At 60.4% G+C, this 21,141-nt stretch carries 23 protein-coding genes; 10 read left to right on the top strand and 13 right to left on the bottom strand.

Annotated elements, in window-relative coordinates; genetic code table 11:
- Nucleotides 1-51: 51 nt before the first annotated feature.
- Complete coding sequence (locus AC1D35_RS14530; protein ID WP_113299701.1) at nt 52-396, top strand: winged helix-turn-helix domain-containing protein; 345 nt, start codon at nt 52-54, stop codon at nt 394-396.
- A 73-nt stretch (nt 397-469) separates the two neighbouring features.
- Here AC1D35_RS14530 and AC1D35_RS14525 read toward each other — a convergent pair whose 3' ends face one another.
- A complete protein-coding gene (locus tag AC1D35_RS14525) occupies nt 470-841 on the bottom strand; it encodes a VOC family protein (protein WP_113311361.1) in 372 nt (123 codons plus the stop codon).
- 68 nt (nt 842-909) lie between these two features.
- Here AC1D35_RS14525 and AC1D35_RS14520 point away from each other — a divergent pair, with 68 nt between their 5' ends.
- On the top strand, nt 910-1,356 hold the full coding sequence (locus AC1D35_RS14520; RefSeq protein ID WP_477833134.1) for a MarR family winged helix-turn-helix transcriptional regulator: 447 nt from the start codon (nt 910-912) through the stop codon (nt 1,354-1,356).
- 126 nt (nt 1,357-1,482) lie between these two features.
- On the opposite strand, the gene AC1D35_RS14515 is transcribed toward AC1D35_RS14520, so the two are convergent.
- The 3 genes from AC1D35_RS14515 to AC1D35_RS14505 all read right to left on the bottom strand — a co-directional run bounded on the left by AC1D35_RS14515 (nt 1,483) and on the right by AC1D35_RS14505 (nt 3,607).
- The gene (locus AC1D35_RS14515; RefSeq protein WP_113311359.1) at nt 1,483-2,235 is read right to left on the bottom strand and encodes an SDR family oxidoreductase; all 753 of its coding nucleotides are present in this window, start codon (nt 2,233-2,235) and stop codon (nt 1,483-1,485) included.
- Nucleotides 2,236-2,354: 119 nt separating this feature from the next.
- Complete coding sequence (locus tag AC1D35_RS14510) at nt 2,355-2,759, bottom strand: cupin domain-containing protein (RefSeq protein WP_477852185.1); 405 nt, start codon at nt 2,757-2,759, stop codon at nt 2,355-2,357.
- A gap of 92 nt (nt 2,760-2,851) precedes the next feature.
- Nucleotides 2,852-3,607 (bottom strand): SDR family oxidoreductase, encoded by a 756-nt coding sequence (locus AC1D35_RS14505; protein ID WP_113311358.1) that lies wholly within the window; start codon nt 3,605-3,607, stop codon nt 2,852-2,854.
- 296 nt (nt 3,608-3,903) lie between these two features.
- On the opposite strand from AC1D35_RS14505, the gene AC1D35_RS14500 reads away from it, so the two are divergent.
- Nucleotides 3,904-4,257, top strand: a complete 354-nt coding sequence (locus tag AC1D35_RS14500; protein ID WP_113311357.1) for a helix-turn-helix domain-containing protein — start codon at nt 3,904-3,906, stop codon at nt 4,255-4,257.
- Nucleotides 4,247-4,741: an SRPBCC family protein gene (locus tag AC1D35_RS14495; RefSeq protein ID WP_113311356.1), complete on the top strand. Its 495-nt coding sequence runs from the start codon at nt 4,247-4,249 to the stop codon at nt 4,739-4,741. Before AC1D35_RS14500 ends, AC1D35_RS14495 begins: the two co-directional genes overlap by 11 nt.
- Before the next feature lie 206 nt (nt 4,742-4,947).
- Here the strand turns inward: AC1D35_RS14495 and AC1D35_RS14490 are convergent, their stop codons facing one another.
- Complete coding sequence (locus tag AC1D35_RS14490; RefSeq protein WP_113311355.1) at nt 4,948-5,502, bottom strand: NUDIX hydrolase; 555 nt, start codon at nt 5,500-5,502, stop codon at nt 4,948-4,950.
- A gap of 326 nt (nt 5,503-5,828) precedes the next feature.
- On the opposite strand from AC1D35_RS14490, the gene AC1D35_RS14485 reads away from it, so the two are divergent.
- The gene (locus AC1D35_RS14485) at nt 5,829-7,034 is read left to right on the top strand and encodes an MFS transporter (protein ID WP_113311354.1); all 1,206 of its coding nucleotides are present in this window, start codon (nt 5,829-5,831) and stop codon (nt 7,032-7,034) included.
- A 176-nt stretch (nt 7,035-7,210) separates the two neighbouring features.
- Here AC1D35_RS14485 and AC1D35_RS14480 read toward each other — a convergent pair whose 3' ends face one another.
- Together AC1D35_RS14480 and AC1D35_RS14475 are read right to left on the bottom strand one after the other, a co-directional pair.
- Nucleotides 7,211-7,594: a VOC family protein gene (locus AC1D35_RS14480; RefSeq protein WP_113311353.1), complete on the bottom strand. Its 384-nt coding sequence runs from the start codon at nt 7,592-7,594 to the stop codon at nt 7,211-7,213.
- 259 nt (nt 7,595-7,853) lie between these two features.
- Nucleotides 7,854-8,396 carry a P-loop NTPase family protein gene (locus AC1D35_RS14475; protein WP_477852183.1) on the bottom strand — a complete coding sequence of 181 codons (543 nt, stop codon included), beginning with the start codon at nt 8,394-8,396 and terminating at the stop codon, nt 7,854-7,856.
- Between the two features lie 136 nt (nt 8,397-8,532).
- Between AC1D35_RS14475 and AC1D35_RS14470 the strand changes: the two genes are divergently transcribed.
- The 4 genes from AC1D35_RS14470 (at nt 8,533) to AC1D35_RS14455 (ending at nt 12,557) form a co-directional block, all read left to right on the top strand.
- Nucleotides 8,533-9,138, top strand: a complete 606-nt coding sequence (locus tag AC1D35_RS14470) for an alpha/beta hydrolase family protein (RefSeq protein ID WP_113311352.1) — start codon at nt 8,533-8,535, stop codon at nt 9,136-9,138.
- A 48-nt stretch (nt 9,139-9,186) separates the two neighbouring features.
- Nucleotides 9,187-9,894, top strand: coding sequence for a DJ-1/PfpI family protein (locus AC1D35_RS14465; RefSeq protein WP_113311351.1), 708 nt, complete (start codon nt 9,187-9,189; stop codon nt 9,892-9,894).
- Between the two features lie 16 nt (nt 9,895-9,910).
- Nucleotides 9,911-10,603 carry a substrate-binding domain-containing protein gene (locus tag AC1D35_RS14460; protein ID WP_113311350.1) on the top strand — a complete coding sequence of 231 codons (693 nt, stop codon included), beginning with the start codon at nt 9,911-9,913 and terminating at the stop codon, nt 10,601-10,603.
- 130 nt (nt 10,604-10,733) lie between these two features.
- Nucleotides 10,734-12,557 (top strand): TPR end-of-group domain-containing protein, encoded by a 1,824-nt coding sequence (locus AC1D35_RS14455; RefSeq protein WP_477938773.1) that lies wholly within the window; start codon nt 10,734-10,736, stop codon nt 12,555-12,557.
- Between the two features lie 71 nt (nt 12,558-12,628).
- Here the strand turns inward: AC1D35_RS14455 and AC1D35_RS14450 are convergent, their stop codons facing one another.
- From AC1D35_RS14450 to AC1D35_RS14430, 5 genes are all read right to left on the bottom strand, one after another.
- The gene (locus AC1D35_RS14450; RefSeq protein WP_113311348.1) at nt 12,629-13,894 is read right to left on the bottom strand and encodes a hypothetical protein; all 1,266 of its coding nucleotides are present in this window, start codon (nt 13,892-13,894) and stop codon (nt 12,629-12,631) included.
- 153 nt (nt 13,895-14,047) lie between these two features.
- Complete coding sequence (locus AC1D35_RS14445; protein ID WP_113311347.1) at nt 14,048-15,079, bottom strand: DUF1254 domain-containing protein; 1,032 nt, start codon at nt 15,077-15,079, stop codon at nt 14,048-14,050.
- 13 nt (nt 15,080-15,092) lie between these two features.
- A complete protein-coding gene (locus AC1D35_RS14440) occupies nt 15,093-16,499 on the bottom strand; it encodes a DUF1254 domain-containing protein (protein ID WP_113311346.1) in 1,407 nt (468 codons plus the stop codon).
- A gap of 137 nt (nt 16,500-16,636) precedes the next feature.
- A complete protein-coding gene (locus AC1D35_RS14435) occupies nt 16,637-17,704 on the bottom strand; it encodes a D-alanine--D-alanine ligase family protein (protein WP_113311345.1) in 1,068 nt (355 codons plus the stop codon).
- A gap of 25 nt (nt 17,705-17,729) precedes the next feature.
- Entirely contained in the window at nt 17,730-18,350 is a 621-nt protein-coding gene (locus AC1D35_RS14430) for a C39 family peptidase (RefSeq protein ID WP_113311344.1), read from the bottom strand.
- Between the two features lie 134 nt (nt 18,351-18,484).
- Here AC1D35_RS14430 and pdxR point away from each other — a divergent pair, with 134 nt between their 5' ends.
- Complete coding sequence (gene pdxR, locus AC1D35_RS14425) at nt 18,485-19,984, top strand: MocR-like pyridoxine biosynthesis transcription factor PdxR (protein WP_113311343.1); 1,500 nt, start codon at nt 18,485-18,487, stop codon at nt 19,982-19,984.
- Nucleotides 19,985-20,064: 80 nt separating this feature from the next.
- On the opposite strand, the gene AC1D35_RS14420 is transcribed toward pdxR, so the two are convergent.
- A complete protein-coding gene (locus AC1D35_RS14420) occupies nt 20,065-21,024 on the bottom strand; it encodes a hypothetical protein (protein ID WP_162748615.1) in 960 nt (319 codons plus the stop codon).
- Between the last annotated feature and the right edge of the window lie 117 nt (nt 21,025-21,141).

Genomic DNA, 21,141 nt, shown 5'->3' with positions numbered 1-21,141 from the left:
AGAAATTCGGAACTGTTGATCTTGATTTCAAGTAGCCCTATATAAAAATTCATGAGACCGCTCATTCATCCAGCCGTCGAGGATTTGAAGCCGGAGGCGATCCTGTATGCGCTCTCCGATCCGGAGCGCGTGGCGATCTTCGCTCAGATCGCGGGCGTCGGTTCAACCGGCACATGCACTGCGCTTTCCAATCTCGGCGGGCGCGTCATCCCTAAATCATCGCTGTCGCAGCATATGAAAGTGCTGCGTGAGGCCGGCCTTATCCGGGGCGAGCGTCATGGCGTGGAGATGCGCAACCATTCGCGCTGCCAGGAAGTCGATAAACGATTCCCGGGTCTAGTCGCGGCCATTCTCGGTGCTTATGGACGGCCCCCGGAAGAAACGAACGCAGGCTGACCACCTTGGGACGTTGCCGTTGGCCGTCGGCACGCAGCCGAAGTGTGGGAGTGCCCGCGCTCTTTGGATGCCGTCAGTTTGTCGGGACGGTATGCGCGGTGATCGTATAGCCAAATGGATCGACGAAGGCGAAATAGCGTCCGAACGGGCCGTCTTTCGGTGGAAAAGCTATCCGCACGTCGCGCTCGCACAGATGAGCGTGCAATTCGTCAGCGTCGTCGCAGCCAAACCAGATCGCGATTCCAACCCCTGGCTTCTGCGTGTCGTCAAAGTCCTCGATAGGTGTACGGACGGCGAATGGGATGGGATGCGTTTCGAAAACAACCGCGCCCGGAGGAGCCTTTGCCGATGGCGTAAGCCCGACAATGTCCCGATAGAAGGTCCGTGCGGCGTCCAGATCCTTCGTCTGTATCCCGATGAAATCCGGTCCAATGAGGCGAGGCATGAGCGATCTTTCCTTTTTATCCCTGACGCAGTATCGTCAGGGCCCTGATATAGTATAAGGGCCCTGATATGTCCAGCCTGATTGATCCGCCTGTTGATGACACCTACCGTTCGCTCGGGTATGCGCTGAAGCGGGCGCAGCAAGCGCTGCGCGGCCATCTCGACACCCAGCTTCGAAACATCGGATTGACGACGCCACAATATTCGGTGCTGGCGGGGCTTGAGTTCAGCGCGGGCTTGTCGAGTGCGGAGCTTGCGCGGCGGGCTTTCGTCACACCGCAGACGATGCAGTCCATCATAGCGACACTCGAACGGGATGGCCTCATCAGGCGGATGGCCCACCCGGTCCATGGCAGGGTCCTGACGACCGAACTTACGCCGGATGGGCGCTCAGCATTGCGTGCGGCCCACGAGATTGTCGCCAACGCCGAAGGCCTGGCCCGAAATGCCGTCGCACCAGGTGATCCGGAGATCATATATGCAGCCTTGCTACGGATAGCAGACGCCATGCGGTGAAGTCCTCCGGCCGGGATTGACCCCTAAAGCGTGTCGCGATCTTTCAGATTCGCTTGCCACGCTTTAAGTCTTTGTTTTTCGCATGTCGTTATCGCAAAACCGCCGCACACTTTTGCGCGACATGCTTTAGCTGGCCATCGACTGGTTCAGCCAGTCTTCGAACCTGACAGGACCGACATGGGCGGGGTGAGGCGGCAGCAATGTGTCGTCGTTCAGTTCGACGCCATAGTAGCGCGCGGTCTCGTCGGTGATCACCGGGCGCATGTCTTCGTTTGCTGCGACGAGCATGCGGGCGATTTCATCGAGGGCGAACTGCTCCGGCCCCGCTATTTCCACCGTATCGTTCATCGGGGCCGCCAAAGCCAACAGGGTAAGCACCTCCGCGACGTCGTCAGCAGCTATCGGCCGCACAGAGGCGGAAGGGAGCCGGATACCGTCATCGTCCGCCGCCATGTCGATCACGCCGCTGATGAACTCGAAGAATTGCGTCGAGTGGACAAGCGTATAGGGCCGCCGGGCCGCCTTGATCAGGTTCTCCTGCACCATCTTTGCGCGGAAATAGCCGCTCTCGACGAGGCGAGGGGTCCCTACGATCGACAGGGCGAGATAGTGGCCGACCCCTGCATCTGCAGAGGCGGCCAGGAGATTTCGGGTTGACGTCCTGAAGAACTCCAATGCGGAATTGTCTCCGAAGGATGCAGCGTTGGTGACGTCGATGACGGCGTCCGCTCCCGTGAGCGAAGTCCTAAGGCCTTCCCTCGTCACGCTGTTCACTCCGAACGTGGGGGATGCAAGGACGACTTCGGCCCCCGCCTGGCGGAGGCTTTCAACGAGGCGCGTTCCGATGCGCCCGCTCGCTCCCATGACCGTAACTTTCATCGATCCGCTCCGTGTTTTCGTTCCCGCCCTGCATCGCAACGATCAAAAAGCCCTGATAATGCCGGCACTGGTTGGGCCGGCACCACAAAGCTTCGTCATCGGCGCTCGCAGGCCTGATGTCATTTCACAGGCATCACCACCGGAGCGCCCTTTTTCTTGACCAGCAGGACGATGAACTTCGCCGGTTTCGTCTTGCTCGCGTTGCGGCTGATCAGGTGAATGTCGGAAGGGCTCTCGTAGAACGTATCCCCCGGAGAGAGGGTAACTTCCTTTTCTCCCTTGACCTGCATCACAATCGAGCCCTCCAGAACGTAGACGAACGCGTCCGCCTCGTGCTTGTGAACCGGCGAGGAGCCTCCCGGCCCGTATTCGACCGAAATCATGAGCCCTTCCTTGCCCGGATAGTCGGGAAGGTTTTTGCTCATGAGCGATGTTACTTTGGCAGTGTCTTCGGCGGCGGCAGCCACAGTGGCGGAGAGACAGATGCTGGCTGACACCAGCAATGCGGATAGGGCAAAATTCATTATCGTAACCCTCTTCGTTGCCGTTGCAAAAATGCGTTTCGAGCCCGCAAGCCATTGAAAGATCGCGTGGCCCGGTTGCCGGGAGCCTCACGCTACCTGGATTGCGCAGACTGGCGAAACCAGTCTGCAAAACCGATCTTGCCGAGCCTCGCACCCTCGCCGGGCACGAGCGAGCGATCATCGAGTTCAGCCCCGAAATAGCGCGCGTGAACATCCGCCTCGACGGCCCGCGGATCATTGATCGCCTTCAGGTAACGGCCGATGATCTCGTTCATGGGGAAGCGCTCCGGTCCTGCAATTTCGATCATCCCGTTGATCGGCCTTGCAAGCGCAACGTCCGCCACGATGTCGGCAACGTCATCAGACGCTATGGGCTGGAAGGCTGCAGGAGAGAGCCGGGCAACAGTCCCGACGGTCGCTTCGTCGGCGATGCCTTTCAAGAATTCCATGAACTGGGTCGAATGAATGATCGTGTACGGGATCGACGATCCCTTGATGAGCCTTTCCTGGGCAAGCTTGGCCCTGAAATAGCCGTTCTCCGGCAGCCGTTCCGATCCGACGATGGACAGGGCGATATGATGTTTTACGCCGGCATCGCGTTCTGCGGCGAGCAGATTGCGGCCCGATGTTTCGAAGAAGTCCAGGACCGCCTGATCTTCCCAGGACGGTGAGTTTGCAAGATCGACGACCACTTCGGCCCCGGCCAGCGCGCTCACCAGTCCTTCCCCGGAAATGGTATTGACGCCGGTTTTCGGGGATGCGGCCAGCACCTCGTGGCCCTTGTCGCGCAGGCGCGCTGCGGTCTTCGATCCGATGAGGCCGGTGCCTCCGATAAGGACGATTTTCATAACGCGTTCTCCTCCCGCGACCCTCTTGGGCCGGAGTTCCAGGTTACGATCGCGAAAGCCGACATAGCCGCGAGAAATTCCATGCTTGGATCAAGTGAAACACATCGACTGTCGTCGCCACGGTCGGCTTCCGCCGAGGGGCGATCTCGCATCGCGGGGGTATATTGTTCCCATATGAGATCAGGGGCAACCGGAATTGGCGAAATGCGGGATCGGTTTTGAGGGGAGGCGGCCACCGGCGCAGCCCGGTTGGTTCCCTTGCATGCCGCCCATCCATGTGTTAGATACTGAACCGAATGGTTCAGTATGCAAAAGCCCATCTCGATGCCTCGTTCGCCGCGCTCTCGGACGCCACCCGGCGCGGTATTCTGGAGCAGCTCGGGCGCGCTGACGCTTCGATCACGGACCTTGCCGAGACGTTCCAGATGACGTTGACGGGCATGAAGAAGCATGTCGGCGTCCTGGAACAGGCGGGGTTCGTCACCACTGAGAAGATCGGGCGCGTACGGACCTGCAGGCTCGGCCTGCGCCGGCTGGAGGAAGAGGCGGCATGGATCGAGGCGTATCGCCAGCTCTGGGACGCGCGCTTCGACGAGTTGGACAAGGTTGTCGAGGAACTGAAACGGAAGGAGAAGGTCGATGGAGAGTAAGCCTACCCCCATGAAGAACCCCACGACGGTGGAACGGACGTCCGAGCGTGAGCTCGTCGTTGTCAGAACCTTCAACGGTCCGGCACATATCGTGTTTCAAGCGTGGACCAAGCCCGAGCTGTTCATGCGGTGGTGGGCGCCGAAGTCGATGGGCGTGCCCATGCTTTCCTGCAGCATGGATGTTCGCGTCGGAGGCGGCTACCGTATTGCGTTTGGCCACGATGCCTCGAGCGCCATGGAATTCTTCGGCAAGTATCTCGAAGTGATACCGAACGCGCGCCTGGTCTGGACGAATGAGGAAAGCGATGACGCTGCCATCACCACGGTGACTTTCGCGGAAAAAGACGGCAAGACGCTGCTGGTGCTGCATGAACTCTATCCCTCGAAGGAAGCGTTCGACGCCAATTCCGGGGCGGAGGGCGGGATGCCCGAGCAGTTCGAGCAACTGGACGAGCTTCTCGTCACGCTCGTCGCGGGACGGTGATAACAGCGTCGATCTGCCGGTCCGGAAGACCCCTCCCCACAAGGGGGAGGGGCTTAACTTGCCGCACCGACTTTCCCAAAATTCGACGTTTCGGAGGTGTGAGGCGGTGCCGCGGGTTAGCCCCTCCCACTTGTGGGGAGGGGTTGGGGAGGGGTCTTTTTCTCAAAGGCCGCCCGGCCCCAGGGATCGGCAACGTGCCCGGCTTATTACCTCAGCCGTCCGGCGACCCGGAGCGCCAGAAGAATAGACGACACGTGAAGAGCCTGCCCGATCAGGCCGGCCTGCAACCCGTCCAGCACCTCCGGTATGGGAAGGGCATGAACGGTCAGCCCTTCTTCGCCGGCATCGAGGCGTTGCTGGTGCCTGCGCTCGGCGCCGGTTGCGAGATAGGTGTGAAGACGGTTCGTGTGAGAGGCCGGGTTCGGATAAAGGCTGCTGATCAATTGCCAGTCTTGGGCAATGTACCCCGTCTCTTCCTCCAGTTCGCGACGGGCTGCCTTTTCGCTGTCGACGTCCTGTGCGTCGAGGCCGCCTCCCGGTATTTCCAGGAAGAACCTGCCCGCCGCATGCCGATATTGGCGAACGAGCAAAAGGCGGTCATCCGGGGTGATCGCAACGATATTGACCCAATCGGGATAGGACATCACGTAATAGGGAGAAATCCTCACTCCGTCAGGCGTCAGGCAGTCGTCGGCGCGTAGATTCAGCCAGCGATCCTGCAGGATCGTCCTGGATTCGAGCACCTTCCACGCGTCGTCCATTCAAAAATTCCCCTGTTTCGAACTGCCGGATTTTCGAACACTACGCCGTGAACCCCTAAAACGCGAATGGCCGAGATGGGGTGGGTTGCCGTCCGCTTTTTGTGAGGAACGGTAGATGTCAGACGGCCGTCAAAGATAAAGATGTGGCGAAACGGCCTTGCCACGGGAACCGAGCAGGCGGCCGCAGTTCTTTGACGCGACGGACAAGCCGGTTGCGTCGCCAAGCCATTCATGCAACGCTGATAATCAGCAACGGAGGGGTGGCATGGCAGGTCTGTAACTCAAAGCGTTTGACGATCCGAACTCTTTGATGCCGGCAGGTCTACATGCATTCTTCATCCTTCGCCTCGTGCTTTCGAGGCAATATTGCAGCGCTTCATGCGATAGCCTTTTTCGGCGCACTATATTTCTACCATCCTATCGCCACTCTCTATTACCAGGGACGAGGATTGGACTTCGTCCAGATCAACTCGCTCTGGGCAGTAGTCGTCATCATTATGGCGGTTTCGGAGGTTCCATCCGGTATCCTGGCTGATCGGATCGGGCGCAAATGGGCCATCGTTCTGGCGTTGGCGCTGCAGCTATCTGGCGAGATCGTTTTCGTTTATGCGGACGTCTATCCGCTCTTCGTCGCCAGCGCGGTCCTCGGAGGCGTCGGGTTCGCCTTCTCCTCCGGCTGCCTCGAGTCGATCATGTACGATACGCTCAGGCAGCGTAACCAGGAAGGCTCAATGCAAAGGGTCATGGGGCAGAACGGTGCCTCAGCGCAGTTGGCGATGATTGCCGGGGCAGTGGTAGGCGGGCATATCGCCCGCGATCTGACCATGAACAGCTATATCTACCTGATTGTCATGACCATCGGCTCTGTCGCCATCGCTCTCCTTGTTTCGTTGCTTCTACGGGAGCCTGAAGACGACATTGCGCGCGAGGAAGAGGGCGCATTTGCAATCCTGTCCAGTGGTCTGTTCCTCCTGTACAGCAACCGCAAACTCCGGCGGATCGTTGCATTGTCGGTCCTCGCCAATCCGTTGACGGCCTATCTTATCACCTTCTATCAGCCTCACCTGCTGGCCGCCGGTGTTGGTGCGGACTGGCTGGGATTGAGTCTGGCGCTGGGATCCTTGCTGGGCGCGGCCAGCAGTCACTTCGCCCATGTCCTGGAGCGCATCCTGGGCATCCGTTGGGCGCTGTTCACTGCGACATTGCTGCCCGGTCTGCTATACATCGCACTGGCCTTCAGCAGCTCTTCGTGGCCTGCGGTATTGACCTTCGTAGCGACCTTCGGGGCCGCCACGTTGCAACGTCCCATTTTCTCGGATTACATCAATCGCCATATCGACAGCAGCAGAAGAACGACTGTGCTGTCCATCATCAGCATGTTGAGCGGTGCTTATGTTGCCGCCATGGGCATGGTCACGGGCGCGCTGGCCGAAATCAGCTTGCCGCTTACCTTCGCGACAATAGGTGTGATCACCATCGGCGCGTCATTCCTCCTCAGGATTGATGCACGGCATGTGTCTTTGAAAGAGTAAGCGAGGCGGCACGCCTTCGACTTCTCTGGAATGGCCGCTATCGGGATCTTACTAGCAGTAGAGATCGACGGCGAATGAACACTCGTCGTCTTTCGGTTCCGGATCGTTGGCTAGGGCTATGCCCACCGTTGACGAAAGGCCAGCGCGCGTATTCCGGCCACTTGGAGTCCCGCAAGCTACTTTTGGGGCGGCTCGAACAATTCGATGGGATTGCCCGCGGGGTCGTCGACGAGGATCTGCTTGCCGCCTATCCCCGGCACGATGTCGTTGCGAAATCTGGCGCCTGATGTGCGCAGGCGTTCGACCTCGGCTTCGATATTGTCGACCTCTATCTGGATGCGGTTCCAGCCGCCGGGTGCAGGCCGGCGTCCATCCGGCATGGGCTGGGACGCGCCGCCCGGTCCCGTCGTTGCGTTCACCAGCAGGCGAAGATCGCCTCTGGTCAGCATGGCGAAACTCGGAGCCGGATGCATGGCGAGCGTAAAGCCGAGCGACTGCGTATAGAATGCAATCGCTGCATCGACGTCGTCGACGATGTAACGAACGCTGACAGTAGCCATATCAATTCCTCCTTCAGGTCGTTGCTCCCTCATGAATTGATTTCGCCGAAGCCCTCGCGAAACGGCACTCCGGCCATCTTCAGACCTGCCACGACATAGGGTGTGGCCTTGTCTATCCGGCGATATGTTCGGCCACTCGCTCGGTTCGCGAGGCGAGATGAACTTTCCTCTTCATGGAGTGCAGAACCGGATATAGCGTCCCGGCCGGGACCTTGTAGGCGTGGTGAATGTTCGATGCCGATGGGCGGACGATGCCTGGTCACTCCCCGGTGATATCGCCTGGAATCCTGTGGTTCAGGCTCTCCAGATACGAGCCGATTTCAGCCCGGTTCGTGAGGATGATCTTCGGCCCGTCAAAGGCTCCGAACAATCGCGCATGCGCCGCATGGCAGGTGGAGTTATTGCGCAGACGGTATTCTCCGATCCATTTGATCAGCTCTTCGAAAGCCTCTTGGCTCTCACCGCCCTGAATGCCTCTGGTCCTGACATTGGCGATACATTCGTCTTCCGGCAGATCGATCCAGACAAGGGATGTCGCCCGGTTCAGGACGACGTTTGCCAGCCAGCCGTAAACGCCCTCCATCAACCAGATGTCGGCTTTGGCTGCGTCGATCACTTCGTTGGCGACAAGCTGGTTGTCCCGCGCAATGCCGTAATAGCCCGGAGCCCAGCGCAGATCATCGAGATGAATGACCGGACGCTCAAGCAAGGTTCCGAGCTTGCGAGCAAGCCATGTCTTTCCGGTTCCGCCATTTCCGAAGATCAGGATCCGGTGGAGGTCTGCGGATAGTCTTTTGTTCAACGGTTGCTCCTGCGCTCTTGAGAGCCTGCTACATGCATTGACTTTGGCCGCGGCCCGCCACCATGTCTACCTCCGCCGATATTTTCGGATTCCTTGCCTCCGTCATGACCGCGGTCGACTTGATCGGAACGACCTGATGTTTGCACTTCTCGGCCTTCACGGGTCGTCCGGCCACCCGGCCTTCATCCGGAGTTTTATTGAAAAACTCGCGCCTGATGTTTCGTCTATCTGTCCAGAGGGGACTTTCCCCGATGGCGACGGTTTCACATTTTTCAAACGCCGCCCGGATTTCAGCATACCCGAGGAAGAGCTTCTGGACCTCGCGAGAGACAGCGTGTCCCCCGCCGGCTTCGTTTGCGCATCCGGCAGTGAGACGATGCTCGCTGTCGGATATTCCAGCGGGGCGATTTTTGCCACGGCTCTGCTTGCCGTTGCGCCGCACCTGTTCGTCGGTGCGATCCTGCTGCGCCCGCAGGTGATCTCGGAGGGTTTCGCCTTTCCGGATCTATCGGCAAAGCCGGTGCTCATCCTGTCGGGCCTCAACGACAGCAGGCGCCAGCCGCGCCATGCCCTGCAGCTTGCGGAGCAGCTTTCCGCGGCCAATGCCGATGTCACCCATCATGCGCTGGAGGCCGGACACGGCCTCGCACCCGATGATGCCGACCTCACTTTGGCAGCGTCCTGGATGGCGGCAAGTTTCACGAGCCTGCTGTCGCCCATTGCAGCCATCGGCCGCAAGTGAGATGATTTCGCCCAGGATTCGCATGCATCATTTCGGAGGAGATGTGGCATGGCTGATTTCAACCTTGGTTTCGTGATCTTTCCCGGCATCACGCAGCTCGATTTCACCGGGCCGTTCGAAGTGCTGAGCAGGCTCTCGACGCCGCCTTCGCTCTCGGCGCCTTCGAGGTTTCCCGGCGCCAGGACGCATGTCATCGCCAGAAGCCTGCAGCCGGTGCCGAGCGATCGGGGCCTGAGCTTCCTGCCGACCGAAACATTCGAGACCTGCCCGGCGCTGGACCTGATCTGCGTGCCCGGCGGGGCAGGGGTCGTCGAGGCGCTGGGCGATGCCGAGACGGTGGATTTCATCGGCCATCAGGGCAGGCAGGCGCAATATGCGACCTCGGTCTGCACCGGCGCATTTCTGCTGGGTGCCAGCGGTCTGCTCAGGGGTCGGCGAGCGGCGACGCATTGGGCCTATACCGACCTGCTTCCCCTGGTGGGCGCCACCCATGAAAAGGCGCGCATCGTGCGCGACGGCAATATCATCACCTCGGGCGGGGTGACGGCGGGCATCGACTTCGCCTTTTCCATCGTTGCGGAACTTGCCGGCGCCGATGTGGCGCGGGCGATCCAGCTCGGCATCGAATATGATCCGTCGCCGCCCTTCAATGCCGGCCATCCGGACAAGGCAGGCGAGGCGGCGAAGGCGCTGATGCTGCAGCGAAATGATGCGGCGCATAGCGGAATGCGGGCGGCATTGGAGCGGCTGGGTTGAAAAGGGAGGCTCGGCCATGAGCGGGGAGATACGGCTTTTCAGCGCCATTGCGGTTCGGCCCGCCGTCCTTGCTCTCCTTCCCCGGTTCGAAGCGGCCACGGGATTGAAGGTGGCGGTCAAATGGGCGCTCAATCCGGCGATCAGGAAAGAGATCGAGGCGGGCGAAGCTTTCGATCTCGTCATCACCAATCCGGATCATGTCGAGGATCTGACCGCGCTCGGCAAGATCAGGGCGGGAAGCCAGGTCGCCTTCGGGCGGATAGCGATGGGAGTGGCGGTCCGATCGGGCACCCGTGCGCCCGAGATCGGCTCGGTGGAAGCCTTCAAACATGCCCTTACGACCGCCCGGTCGATCGCCTATGCCAGTGACGGAACCAGCGGCGCCTATTTCACCGGCCTGCTGAAGCGGCTCGGAATGGACGGTGAGATCGAGCCCAGGCTTGTCGCCATCGAAGGCGGCCGGACGGCGCCGGCTGTCGGACGCGGGGAGGCAGAGCTCGGCGTCGTTCCCGTGACGTCGATCCTTGCCGCTGCGCCCGAGGTCATGCTTGTCGGCCGGTTTCCGGACGAGCTGCAAAGCTATATCGACTTTGCCACCGGTATCAGCACCGATGCGACCAATGCCGAAGCCGCCGGAACCCTGTCGGAATTTCTGGCGTCGGCAGAGGTCGATGACATCCTGACGGCAAAGGGCCTTGAATGCCGCTGAACGATCAAGCTCCTCTGGACAGGCGTTTCCGGGGCACCTTCGCTCGCTTGTCTCCAATGCCGTGATGTGATGGACTGACCCTGGGCAATCCCGGGCTTTCCGCCAGCACTCAACTCACTGGTACGGTTGTATGCGCAAACTGGCTGCCGTTCTCTGTATCGATGTCGCCGGCTACAGCAAGCTGATGGGGCGCGATGAGGCCGGCACGCTCTTGCGCGTCAAGGCGGCCTTTGCGGCATTCGATCCCGCATTGGCGCGTTACCATGGCCGCATCGTCAAGCTGATGGGCGATGGTGCCCTCATCGAGTTCGCGAGCGCGGTCGACGCGGCCGTGTGCGCCATTGCGCTTCAGAGCGCGGCTTCGGCAACCGATCCGACGCTTCGCTTCCGCATGGGCCTCAATCTGGGCGATGTGATCGTCGATGACGGCGATCTCTTCGGGGAGGGCGTCAATATCGCAGCGCGGCTGCAGGCCCTAGCCCAGCCGGGCGGTATCGTGCTCTCCGAAACGGTGCGTGAACACGTGGCGGGAAAATTGAATGTCGCTCTCGAAGACCTCGGGACGATCTCGCTCAAGAACATCGAGCGCCCCATCCGCGCCTTCGCCATCCAGGACGAGGCGCCGGCACAGGCTTCCGCCAGCCGCGAGCGGATCGGCATCTGCGTGCTGCCTTTCGCCAATATCGGCGGCGATCCGGAGCAGGATTATTTCAGCGCCGGCGTGACCGAGGATATCATCATCGACCTCAGCAAGCTCTCGGCTCTCACGGTCGTTTCCCGCGCGACATCCTTCAGCATCAAGGCCCAGAGCGCGCGTGCCATCGCCCAACAACTCAATGTCGCCTATGTGCTGGAGGGCAACGTGCGCAAGGCGGGGGAGCGAATCCGCCTCTCCGCCCAATTGATCGACGGGTCGAACGAAACGACCGTCTGGGCCGAGCGCTTTGACCGGGACATCAAGGATGTGCTGGTGCTGCAGTCGGATCTCGCCAAATCCGTCGTCGAGGCACTGAGGCTGCGGCTATTGCCTTCGGAACGCCAGGCGCTGGAGCGCACCGGGCCGACCGATCCCGAGGCGTACAAGCTGTTCCTTCTGGCACGGGAATACAATATCAGCGGGTCGGAGCGACACCTGCCGCTGATCATCCGCCTCTGCCGCCGCGTCTGTGAACTGGAGCCGGGTAACGCACGTGCCTGGGCGCTTCTCGGCGAAACGCTCAATCGCCAAAGGCGCAGCGCCGGCGGCGCCGAGACGGGCGAATTCGAAATCGACCGCGCCCTCGAACTCGATCCCGAGCTTGCCAGCGCCCATGCCGGAAAGGCCTTGCTGTTTCTCTACAGGGGACAATTCGGGGAGGCCGAGCGCCAGAGTGCAATCGCCCTGCAGCTCGACCCCGACGACTACACCGCCAACCTCGCCGCCGGGCGCACCTTCGTCATGCAGCACCGGTTCGACGATGCCCTAGGCCATTTCGAGCGGGCCGCAGCACTCGCCCCCGGAGACTACAATGCCGCCGCCATGGTCATCCAGTGCTACCAGGGCAAGGGCGACGAGCCGGCAGCGCTGGATGCCTGCCGCCGCGCGCTGGTGCGCATCGAGCGTATCGTGGCGGCCGAGCCCGACCATAGCGGTGCGATCGGGCATGGAGCCGGCATCCTGGCGCTGCTCGGCGATCACGAGCGAGCCCGCGAATGGGCCTCGCGTGCCAGCCTGCTGGAGCCTGACAATATCCAGCTCCAGTCAAACCTCGTCTGTGCCTGGGCGATCAGCGGCGATGCGCAAGCCGCTCTCGATGTGCTGGAACGCATGGCGCCGAAGATGAGCTCGGAACTGCTGGTCTGGATGGAAAACGACAATGACCTGGACAGCCTGCGCCCGCTGCCGCGTTTTTCCGAGATCATGCTCGCGGCGAGGGCGCATCTTCGGGATCAGGTTTCGCCGACTGCGAAATGACCGAAGACCCCGCCCGTCCTGTCGTCGCCGCTTGCCGGATCTCCGGCGGGCACGGCGACGATTGCAGCAGGTCAGTTTTCAGGGCATCTCATCCAATAGCGTTTGAAGGCCGCAGGCCCAGTGCCGTAGCTGGGAGCCTGGCTCCATGGGTTCTTCGGCGTTTCAATAAACGTGTCGTCGTCGATCGAAACAAGCGTCACCGGCATTACGAAGGACAATGTCGCCTGGCGGTAGCGCGCAACGGCTGCCTGTTGGAGGCGTTTGGCAACCAGGTTGTCTTTCTCAGCGGGTGGAACGCGAAAGCGTTCGGGATCCTGTTTCACCTCGACCAGCGGATCATGCAGGGCCACCCGCAACAGTTCACCGTCGCCGGCGAGGCGCAATTCGAACTCATCCTGTGACGCCGGCGCCGGGCGATCCTGCTCGGAAGACGTGTCGGCGACATGCGCGGTCAGGATTGGCAGAGGCTGATGGTCCGGCCGCATCTCGATGCGGCGGATATGGCACAGGTCAGCGAGTGTTTTGTTTCGCACCTCGGGGCGGGCGGGTTCATCGACCAATGTCCAGTTGCCCTGCATCTTGCTGACGAAGGGAACGGACCCATCCGGGGAATATGACAGGAATGCAGCCCGTTGCGCTATCGTCTCCGCGATCGTCTTCACGGTTTGGATATTCTGCGCGGTCCTTGCTGTATCCTCGGGCTCACCCGGGCATCGCACAAGGAAAGTTGGCGTAGTGGAAGTGGCTGGATTGATAAAACCGACCACATCATCGTTTACCGGAAACACCTCGCCTTGCTGAACGCTGTTTTGCATGACCAGATTGCGCCGCATGCGTGCCACTTCATTGGCTTCGGGATTGTCATAGCCCAGCACATGCATCTCATCCTGAACATTGGAGATCCAAAAGATGGCTGCACCAACAGACAGGCGCAATTCAAATCGCCTTGAGCTGCCCTCCCGGCCCCTCGAACCGTCAAAGATCGGATAGCGTGGATCGGGTTGCTTGAGATTGATGCCGTTGAACTTGCACCACGTCTTCAGTTTGCTTGCGGGCAAGCCGTGATCCGGCGGCAATATCGCCCAGTCGCCAGGCAAGGTCTTGATGAGCGTTTTCGGGCTTAAATCCGCGCCGAAATCGAACATCCGCACCAGCGCCTCGGTTGAAGCCTGCACGCGTTCGCCGACGGTTCCGGCGTTGACAGCGATTGGCGCAGGGGCTGTATCCTGCGCCCGAAGCGGCGATGGTCCGGTCGTGAGGAAGGCGAGTCCCAATATTCCAAGCGTCGTATAACCCAGCTTCGAACCTGGAGATTTGCAATCAATATTTGGCCGCATGCTCTCATCCATCATTGCGATGGTGGCGGGTGTTAACGGCCTGGCATTAACAATTCCCCAGTCGGCTCGTTAAAGTTGGGAATTGTCACAATAATCACATCCACAGGTTAGGGATTGAGGAGAGGTCTTTCGAGGCAGCGGCATCGCTGCCGTTCAATCCACCGGTTGCGGAGCCGGGAATTTCCAGCTTCCGTCCAGTATGGCCTGTTGCGGCCGGTAAAGGCGGACCGTGTAGTTCCAGCCGGCCTCGATCGGCAGGCAGTTGGCAAGCTTGCCGTCGCAGCCTCCGAACTGGATGTCGACGGAACCATCCGCGCCCTTGGCGGCGGTGATATTGTTGACCGAATAGGCGTTGAACGGGTTCTCGACGAAATAACCTGCCGCGTCGTAGCGGCTGATCGACCAGAAACCGTCGACCGGCACGTCACCGGGAACATGCAGCCTGTAGAGGATTTTGCCGTCGTTTCTCTCGGGCGTGACGCTCAGATAGGTCGCTTCGCTGTCGGGATTGCCGCCCCAGCCGGCGGCCGTGCCGATGAGGTGATGAACGGGATCGACTTCGCTCTTCTTGCCGAAGGCCTTGTTGAAACTGCCCATGGACGCATTGAGCGCCAGCAGCGCATTGCGCACGGCATCCTGGCTCGTCTTGTCCCAGACGGGCATGTCCAGCGTACCCGGCCCGCCGGGCTGATCGATCTTGATGGCATCCTGCAGCCTGTGCACCTCGTCGGCATCGCCTGCTCTGGTCGGGTCTATCAGCGTGCGCGCGGCGACCAAGACATAACGCGTGCCGACGCCATCCCTGGTGAGCGTGTGGCTGCCGGCGCCATGCGAGACATCGACCACATAGTGATCCTCGTCGATGACCATCAGCGACATGAAGCGTTTGCCGGCATCCGGCATTGATATCGTCACCGGCCCGGCATTGAGATCGAAGACGGCGCTGGAATAGAGCGTATCGCGGTTGCCGCGAATGACCGTCTGATGTTTCACATCGAAGGGCTCGCGGCGGTGGAAAAGCTTTCCGAGCCCGGCTTCCCCGGCCGAGACCGCCATGTACATGTCGGTTTCGGCGCGCGCGAAATTATCCGGCGTGACCTTGATGGCATCGGCGGCGGATGCTGCCCCCGTCATGAGGAGCAGAGCCACCGACGCGGCGGTGAGAATTGTCTTCTTCGCGGTCATAACTTTGATCTCCTTACATCGGCTCCACATCCGCCAGCGTCCAGGCCTTGTCGAACAGGCGCTGCGTTGGCGCATAGAGGCGAAACATCAGTTCGAACTGGCGGCCTGGAATGGTCGGCACCCAGTTCGTTTCCATGCCCTCCGGCGCCTTCGGCCCGAAATAGATGTCCACCGACCCGTCGGCATTCTTCTTGACATCGGCTGCATTGGAGGCGCGGCTGGCGCGATCGGCACCCTTCAAAAGCGCGTGCGTCTCACGGTCGTAGACGGTGACAGACCAATATTGCTTTACCGGCACATCGGCCGGCACATGCAGCTTGTAGGCGCGGGCGCCGTCATAGCTCTTGCCGGTCTTGTCCTTGATGTTGATCAGGTAGAACTGGCCGACGCCAAGCCGCTTGATCGCGATATAGGCGTAGGTATAGGCGATGCCGCGCGCATCCACGGCATATTTATCCGGTTCGGCATAAGTGGTGGCCTGACCCTGAACGGCATCGGCCAGGGCCGGCATGGTCCAGTGCGTGCCTTCGAAAAAGGCCGGAAAGCCGGCCTCGTAGCGCGCCTCGAGCCAGGCCCTGGCATCGGCAATGCCTTCCTCCTGGGCTTTGCTCGCTGCGGCATCGGGCGCGTAAGGCTTGCCCCTTTCGATGCCGATCGAGCGCAGCTGGTCGATCATCGCCCGGTCGCGCGGCAGCCATGGCCCGCTCTGGACGACACGGTCGAGCAGCGTGAAGAAGCTCGGGTCGTATTTGATGGTTGAAACGAAATCGGCGTCCTTGACGTCGCGGTAGACGGTCTGCGGTGGCGCCTTTATCGCGGACAGGGGATAGAACCTGACGCGCTTGCCATAGGCGATCGATTTCTCGACATCCGCCTCGCCATGGCTCCTGAGGTTGGAGCGCATCAGGAAATAGCCGGTATTCGTTTCGGCCGCGAGCCGCTGGACGCCCTTGGGCAGCTTGCCCTTGAAGCCGGGCGGGGTGATCACGAACTTGACGCCGGCGCCCTTGTCGATGCCGAGCAGGCCGGCATCTTCCAGCGAGGTCTGCCACAGGGTCACGAAATTGGCGTTGAGCGAGCCGTCGTCGCCGGCTGGCGGAATTTCCACCACGACGGGGCCGCTCTTGCCGAGATCATAGAAGCCCATGAAATAGAGCGTATCTGGATTGGGCGTCAGCGTCTGATTGTGCCAGTCGAGCGGCCGGCCCCAGTAGATGATCTCGCCGGTCTTGCCGCCGGCCGCGATCATCTGATCGTACATGAGCAGGGTGTTGACCGCCGGCATGCCCCAGATCACCGCTTCCGTCGCCCGGCTGCGCGCGAGGCGCTCTTCCACCTCCTGCGCCGCGGAATGATCCTGCGCGGCAGCCACACCCGCCGACAGCAGGCCGATCGTCAATGCAAATACCAGGCGCAACATGCGTCACCTCCGGCCCAGATTTCCAGGGCCGAAAGGTGCCACGGCTGAAACCGCCGGCGGAAGTACGTAACGGTAAATGCTGGTGTAAATCGGACCGTAAGCGCGGAGCACGTGCTTTCCAGATTCTCGACGTTCTCTCACGCCCCGCGCGCCAGCCCATGCTCCACCAGCCGGTCGATCACCTCCGCATAGGCGACCCCACTCGCCGCCATTGCCTTGGAATACATGCTGATATCGGTAAAACCCGGAATGGTGTTCACCTCGTTGACGACGAAGCGCATGTCTTCCATCAGGAAGAAATCGACGCGGGCCATGCCGTCACAGCCGAGCGCGCGGAAGGCGCGGGCGGCCATGTCGCGGATCCTGGCTTCGACATCGGCGGGCAGTTCTGCCGGGACTTTGAGGGCTGCGCCATTCTCGTCGATATATTTGGCGTTGTAGCTGTAGAAGCCGTGGCTTTCGGCCGGCGCGATCTCGCCGGGGCGGGAGACGAAGAGGCCGCCGTTTACATCCTCCAGCACGCTGCATTCGATCTCGCGCCCGGCGATGAATTCCTCGGCGATGAGCTTGTGGTCGTGGCTGAAAGCTTCACTGAGGGCGGGGCCGAATTCCTGGCTGCCGGAGACCTTGCGCACACCGACCGAGGAGCCCTGGCGGGCCGGCTTGATGAAGAGCGGCAGGCCGAGCGCGCCTTCCAGCGTTTCCAGTGCAGGTGGCGCCGCCTCATCGAGCGTCACCGAGCGGGCGACCGGCAGGCCGGCGGCCTTCAGGAGCTGCTTGGCGATATCCTTGTCGAGCGCCGTTGCCGAGCCCAGGATGCCGCAGCCGGCAAGCGGCACGCGCGCCACCTGGCAGAGCCCCTGGACCGCGCCATCCTCCCCATGCAACCCATGCAGCACCGGGAAGACGATATCGATCCTGCCGGCTTCGGCGGCTTTTCCATCCGGTGCGATCGCCAGCAGGCGTCCGCGCCCGCCGGGCACGAGGCAGAGTTCGGTGCCGACTTCGGGCCCGTCGAGTTCGCCATTGCTGACGCGGCTTTGCAGCCAGCGTCCATCGCGGGTGACGAAGACCGGCAGGGCGTCATATCGTTCCGGGTCGAGTGCGCGCATCACGTTGGTCGCCGACATGATGGAGATGTCGTGCTCGCTGGAACGTCCGCCGAAAAGCACGGCGATGCGTAGCCTGGGTGGGGAAGGGCTCATCAAAATCTCCTGGCGAAAAACAATTTCAGAAGGCGACCGCGATGCCTCTGTTGGCGAAGAAGCGGTCGAAGGTAGGAAGCGGCAGGATGACATCGGCCTGGCTGGCGCGGTCATGGCCGGAGGGATTGTGGAAGCGGACGCTGGCTTCATCAGCCGCCGTCACCAGCACCAGATGGCCACCCTTGCCCGGCGGCTCGCGCTCCGGCCAGCGGATCGTGCTGCTGACGGAGGCGATGAAGAAGCGATGTCCCGAGAGGATTTCGGGAATGCTTTCCGCCGGCACCTGTGTCCTCACATCGGCTGAAAGCCCGAAGCGCTCGCGCACGAAGGTCACGAAGGGCGCATAGATCAGCCCCTTGATCGAGGCGTCCGCCTCGTTGATCACATAGCCGCCGTAGCTGGTGCAGGCGCGCGCCAGAGACAGGATCGGATGCGCCTCGCCGCGGGCGGCCAGGATCATCTTCAGACAGGCCATGCCACAGACATTCACCGCCCAGCGCGCATATTCCTCAATCGTCTCGGCGCCGGAATTCTTCCAGAGCGGATCACGGTGAAGCGCTGTCGCCCCATCCGTCAGCACGGGCAGGGTCATCTCGGGCGTTTCCCACTGGCTGAAATAGGGCACGTCTGTTTTCACTGGGTTCATGTCGTCTCCGTCAGGCACTGCGATTACGAATCCTGCTTGAAAGTGGCTCAATCTAAATGCATGTTCGTGTTAATATGAAGATCCACTTTGCTCATTGCGCGTGAGCCACTTGAATAAACCATTGGGGAAGTTTGATGACGCTGACGAGAAGACGCGAAGGGCCATCGGCTTCCTTCCGGCCTACGATCGATCCGTCGTCATCAGCGCCATTGCCGCGCCAGCTTTATCTCTCGCTGCGCAACGCCATAACCGAGCGGCGGTTGACCGGCGGGCAGCGGCTTCCCTCGACACGGCTTGCCTCGGCGGAATGGGCGATCTCGCGCGGCGTCATTGCCGAGGCCTATGAGATCCTGATGTCAGAGGGTTTTGCCGTCGCCCGCCATGGCTCGGGCACCTATATCGCCTCGTCCATTCCCGAGGGTGCGGCGCGCATCGATCCCTTGGGCGCAGGCAGCGCGCAGGCGATCCGCCGCGGCGTGTCGGCCGCTGCGACCGCGATCCTCACGCGCGGGCCGAGCCTGGAGCCGCAGAAGGCGCTGCCATTCGTCACCGGCCGCATCGCCCATGACGAACGCACGGCGCGGCTTCTGAACCGCATTGCCGTCAGACACATGAACTATGCCTTTGAAGGCTATGGCGATATCCAGGGCGAAAGGGAGCTCAGGGCGGCCATCAGCGCGCATCTCGCCGTCTCGCGCGGGGTGCGCTGCAGCCCGGAGCAGATCTTCATCACCGCGGGAACACAGCAGGCGCTCGACCTTGCCTTCCGCGTGCTGATGACGCCGGGCGATACGGCCATCGTCGAGGACCCGTGTTATCCTCCCGCCCGGCAATGCCTGGCGCTGAACGGCATCGATATCGTCGGCCTGCCGGTCGACGCTGATGGCATCGACATGGCACGGCTGTTGGACGGTACCATTCCGCCGCCCGCCGCCTTCTATGTAACACCCTCCAACCAGTATCCGGTCGGTTCCGTTCTCTCGCTCTCGCGCCGTCTCGGGCTTCTCTCTTATGCTGAGGAGAACGATTGCTGGATCATCGAGGACGATTACGACAGCGAATTCCGCTACCAGGGCCATCCGATCGCCTCGCTGCACGGCCTCGATAAGACGGGGCGCGTTCTCTACACCGGCACTTTCAGCAAGGCGCTGCTGCCGAGCCTGCGCATCGGCTATCTCGTCATCCCTGCCGACCTCGTGCCCGCCTTCCGCGCCGTGCGCCCCGCCGTCGACCGCTGCCCGCCAAGCTTCCAGCAGCGGGTGATCGCCGATTTCCTGGAGGAGGGCTATTTCCCGGCGCATCTKCGGCGACTGAGGGAGCGGCTGCGGGCGTCGCGCGATATGCTGGCCGGGTTTCTGGGGGAGCGGCTGGCGGAGCATGTGGCGGTGCTGCTGCCGGATCAGGGGATCAATCTGACGGTCAGGAGCACGGGCGGATGGGACGATGATACCGCCGTCTCGGCTGCGGCGCTGAAGAGGGGCGTGGTGGTGATGCCGCTGTCGCGGATGAATGTGGTCTCCACGGATCGGTCGCGGTTGCTGCTCGGTTTTTCCGGCCTTTCCGAGGAGGAGGCGGATATGGGGACGCGGGTACTTGCTGAGGTTTTCAGGGGCGGGGCTTTTGTGGAGGATTAAGGTGCGGGGGCGTCAAGGATCGCGTATGGAGCAAGGTGGAGGCCAACTGTGAGTTCTCTTTCGGCCGCGATGCGCACCAGCTAGCTTATGTTTTCCTTTTGCTTTTTAATTCTGTTTCGTCGCGTATGAACAATAAATGATAATGCCTCAAGCGCAATTAAGAACTCTACCAATAGGATTACTACGAATAGAGCCACGTGCTTGATTATTTCAAAGTCATTTCTGGCCGGTGTAAAAAAATAGTCGATCGCTGTTATCACTCCAAGCGCCACCCATAATTTTGCCCAATGGCGAAAACTCGGTGGAAAATTTATCGCGTCCGAGCAATTTTTCTTCAGCATATTGACGATTTCTTCCTCTGCACTTCCCGTGGCGAATTTCCACGCTTCCTTGGCGCCTTCCGTAACTGGATCAGGATCGTACCTATGAGAACGTGCGGCTGAAACGGTACGCCAAACTCCGAGCGCAACGGCACACGCAATCACAATGGGATTTTGCAGCAACTTTTTGATGCTTCCCAAAACAGACCAGAATAGATCAGGGGCGATCCAGGGTGTGCTTGCAATAAAGGCGGCAATCGAAATTCCGACGGGAGAAATTACCACAATACTTTTTCTTCCAGTCAATAATACTCCTGCAACTGAAATTGGAAATATAATTATTATCGATATTATTGCTGCAATTAATAGATTTAATAATTTCGTTGATATAAATACTAAAAACGCCAAGGCAACATAAAAAACTTCAATCGCAATTATATTAGAATTTACTCCAGCATCAAATAGTGATTCATAATAGTAAATATATTTATTGGAAATATTTTCTGAAATAGATTCAATTGAAGAAACAATGTAATTTAATTTTTGAAAATATCTGTGGGCACCTTTGGTGACGGCGATGCACGCCAGAAGACCTACTCCAACGGATAAAAGTGAATGCAAGATCAGCGAGTCTTTAGACTTCAGCGCAAGAAGGGCATTCCGCCGTTGGCGAAGCATTCCTATTATTGATCGCTTTATACGCAGTCGTCCAATAGGCATGGTCCACCCTACGCAGTCTGCACCTCGGCATGACGCCGCAAGAGAAGCGAGGCGATGGAGAGGATAATATCGCCGTTGCCGGGCGGGCGCCAAGTATATTTTCCTGATAGGCTTTCA

The organism is Rhizobium sp. P1_E6, assembly GCF_056405875.1.
The sequence above is the reverse complement of the archived record's forward strand: the minus strand, read 5'-3'. Positions and strand labels throughout refer to the sequence as shown.